2 protein-coding genes are annotated in these 2,046 nt (G+C 40.0%); both read right to left on the bottom strand.

The genetic code is table 11. From position 1 onward, the window contains the following. Window positions 1–47: 47 nt before the first annotated feature. Window positions 48–1,313 carry an RNA-guided endonuclease InsQ/TnpB family protein gene (locus EAO36_RS08125; protein WP_120955994.1) on the bottom strand — a complete coding sequence of 422 codons (1,266 nt, stop codon included), beginning with the start codon at window positions 1,311–1,313 and terminating at the stop codon, window positions 48–50. Then, window positions 1,291–1,953: an IS607 family transposase gene (locus tag EAO36_RS08120; protein WP_120955993.1), complete on the bottom strand. Its 663-nt coding sequence runs from the start codon at window positions 1,951–1,953 to the stop codon at window positions 1,291–1,293. Before EAO36_RS08120 ends, EAO36_RS08125 begins: the two co-directional genes overlap by 23 nt. Window positions 1,954–2,046: the final 93 nt, after the last annotated feature.

The following is a 2,046-nucleotide window of genomic DNA, read 5'->3' as shown; positions in this document are numbered from 1 at the left end:
CCGTTCTTACAAACCTATAAAACCGCATAAAATCCTATAAAATTATATCAACAAAAAATTTTTAGCGGTTTCTGTTGCATTCCTGTTTCCACCATGCTGGTTGCTAGGCGATTTGTTGCCAAGTCGCCAAGCATTGCCGTCATGTCCGCAGGCGTAAATTCAGTGGGAACTCCACTTACTAAATGCTTCACTAGATTAATGCTAGCGTTAAAATCTCTATCAATCACCACACCACACGCCCCACATTGATACACTCTATCGTTTAGACTTAAATCCTTTTTGATACTCCCACAGCCAGAGCAAGTTTTAGAGCTTGGGTAAAAGGTATGTGCTCGTAAAATCTCCCGCCCATAGTATTTCGCCTTGTAGTCTAAAAGTGTATTAAAGGTGGATATGCTGACATCGCTAAGGGCTTTAGCTAGCCTAGAGTTTTTCAGCATATTCTTAACCTTTAAACTCTCTAAGCAAAGGACTTTAGCGTGCCGCACTAGGGCTGTGCTGAGCTTGTGTAAAAAGTCCTTACGGGTGTTGGTTATACGGGTGTGTAATCGATTCAGGCGCAAAACAGCCTTAAGATAATTGTTAGACTTCTTGGTGCGATCGCCCTTGGTTTTCGGGTGTTGCTTTTTGTCAAGTTGCCTTGCAAGTCTTTTAAGCCGCCTTGTCAGTCTATTTAGTGGCTTAGGTGCTTGGACTTGTAAGCCATTAGATAGACTAGCAAAGGCTTTAATCCCGGTATCTACGCCTAGCGTGTGGTTATTCTTTATGGGCAACTGCGTGCGGTTAAACTCCTCTTGTGTGGTGTCTATTTGGATTGAAACATAAAATTTGTCGCCTCTTTGTGTGATGGTCGCCCCGTTGATTTTGCCTTGCAAGCGTAGTTTTTCAGTCATTTTGATTTTAGGCAAGTTAGGAATTTTTAGATAGTCTTTTTTATCGCCTTGAATAACTTTAATTTGGTCGCCGCCGATGTAAAAACTCCCTTGATATTCTCTTTTCTTTTTAAATTTTGGGTAACTGACCTTGCCAAGCTTTAGGTCTTTAAAGAATTTTTGAAAGGCTAGGTTTAAGTGTGTAAAGGGCTGAGCTGTGGCGTATTTTGACACTTCATAGACAAAAGGAAATTTCTCTTTTTTAAGAGCATTAAACTCTTTCTTTAGGGCAAAGTGGTTAGATTTAATGCCGTTTTTGTAGCTTTCTCTCCATTTAGCCAGCCCCCAATTATAGGCCAACCTAGCGCACCCAAAGGCTTTTTTAAAATGGGTTTGTGCCTTGTTATTGGGGGTTAATTCAATTTTGTGGGACAAAAGCATCGCTTTTGCTATCATTGCTTTCTACCACTGCCTGCATTTGTTCTAAAAGTTGTTTGTTTTTCTTTGAGCGTGCTCCATAAAGTCTAGCTGAGAATACGGTGATGATCTCTAACACATCTTTGGCTAGCTCTTCCTCGAAGCGGACATTTTCACCGCCTTGATTGATGATGATCACCTCCACACTTTTAGCCTCACAAATGGCAAACACTAGCTCTGCTCCAAAACGCAATAAGCGGTCTTTATGGGTCAAAACAAGCCTTTTGACTTGGCTTTCTAGGATAAGGTTAAGAAGTTTGGTTAAGCCTTTTTTATAGTAATTCATTCCCGAGCCTAAGTCTTGGATCACTTCGTAATTAAAGCCTAACTTAGAACAATACAGCTCTAAAACCTGCACTTGGCGGATCAAATCCTCTTTTTGGTCGGCACTAGAAACACGGGCATAAGCGATGGTTTTGCGGTTATCGTTATGAAAAACGATATTCTTGTTAATATTTTTAAGGCTCTCTAGCTTGTATCTACGCTCACCCCCCTTTGTGTAATTGTCGGGTTTTAGTAAGCCTTTTTTCTCCCAATTTCTTAAAGTTTGGATGCTGACACCTAAAACCTTACTCGCTTGTCCTATGGATAGTAAATTATTCATGCCAACATAGTAGCACCTAGAAACTTAAAATCATATAAAAAATTTATAGAGAATTATAGGATATTATAGAATTTATCTTGCTGTTTCTAGCCC

It is taken from the genome of Helicobacter mehlei, from assembly GCF_003660265.1.
GTDB classification, from domain to species: domain Bacteria; phylum Campylobacterota; class Campylobacteria; order Campylobacterales; family Helicobacteraceae; genus Helicobacter; species Helicobacter mehlei.
Note: the sequence above shows the minus strand (reverse complement) of the source record. Positions and strands in the feature narration are given on the sequence as shown.